Source organism: Pseudoalteromonas sp. Z9A6 (assembly GCF_011378805.1).
Lineage (GTDB): Bacteria > Pseudomonadota > Gammaproteobacteria > Enterobacterales > Alteromonadaceae > Pseudoalteromonas > Pseudoalteromonas distincta.
Map to the genome: position 1 here is coordinate 1 of NZ_WTKZ01000119.1, position 1,437 is coordinate 1,437.

Genomic DNA, 1,437 nt, shown 5'->3' on the forward strand with positions numbered 1-1,437 from the left:
CCGTAGGAAAAGAAATCAACCGAGATTCCGAAAGTAGCGGCGAGCGAAATCGGAACAGCCCTTAAGCTTATTATGTGTTAATGGAAGGCTCTGGAAAGTGCCACGATACAGGGTGATAGTCCCGTACATGAAAAGACATTTTAAGTGAAATCGAGTAGGTCGGAGCACGTGAAACTTTGACTGAATATAGGTGGACCATCATCTAAGGCTAAATACTCCCAACTGACCGATAGTGAACCAGTACCGTGAGGGAAAGGCGAAAAGAACCCCTGTGAGGGGAGTGAAATAGAACCTGAAACCGTGTACGTACAAGCAGTAGGAGCAGACTTGTTCTGTGACTGCGTACCTTTTGTATAATGGGTCAGCGACTTATATTTTGTAGCGAGGTTAACCGAATAGGGTAGCCGTAGGGAAACCGAGTCTTAACTGGGCGACTAGTTGCAAGGTATAGACCCGAAACCCGGTGATCTAGCCATGGGCAGGTTGAAGGTTGAGTAACATCAACTGGAGGACCGAACCCACTAACGTTGAAAAGTTAGGGGATGACCTGTGGCTAGGAGTGAAAGGCTAATCAAACCGGGAGATAGCTGGTTCTCCCCGAAATCTATTTAGGTAGAGCCTCGGACGAATACTTACGGGGGTAGAGCACTGTTAAGGCTAGGGGGTCATCCCGACTTACCAACCCTTTGCAAACTCCGAATACCGTAAAGTAATATCCGGGAGACACACGGCGGGTGCTAACGTCCGTCGTGAAGAGGGAAACAACCCAGACCGCCAGCTAAGGTCCCAAAGTCATAGTTAAGTGGGAAACGATGTGGAAAGGCCCAGACAGCCAGGAGGTTGGCTTAGAAGCAGCCATCCTTTAAAGAAAGCGTAATAGCTCACTGGTCGAGTCGGTCTGCGCGGAAGATGTAACGGGGCTAAACTATGCACCGAAGCTGCGGATTCAGAATTTATTCTGAGTGGTAGGGGAGCGTTCTGTAAGCCGTTGAAGGTGTACCGGGAGGTATGCTGGAGGTATCAGAAGTGCGAATGCTGACATGAGTAACGATAATGGGAGTGAAAAACTCCCACGCCGGAAGACCAAGGGTTCCTATCCCATGTTAATCAGGGTAGGGTAAGTCGACCCCTAAGGCGAGGCCGAAAGGCGTAGTCGATGGGAAACAGATTAATATTTCTGTACTCGATATAATTGCGATGGGGGGACGGAGCAGGCTAAACAAGCATGGCGTTGGTAGTCCATGTGAAAGTGAGTAGGTTGGCGACTTAGGTAAATCCGGGTTGCTATTAAGACTGAGACACGAGACGAGTCACTACGGTGATGAAGTTGTTGATGCCATACTTCCAGGAAAAGCCTCTAAGCTTCAGATTATATGGAATCGTACCCCAAACCGACACAGGTGGTCAGGTAGAGAATACTAAGGCGCTTGAGAGAAC

At 48.9% G+C, this 1,437-nt stretch carries 1 rRNA gene; it reads left to right on the forward strand.

The annotated features are described in order from the left end of the window. A 23S ribosomal RNA gene (locus tag GQR53_RS20435) occupies positions 1-1,437 on the forward strand; the annotation flags it as partial.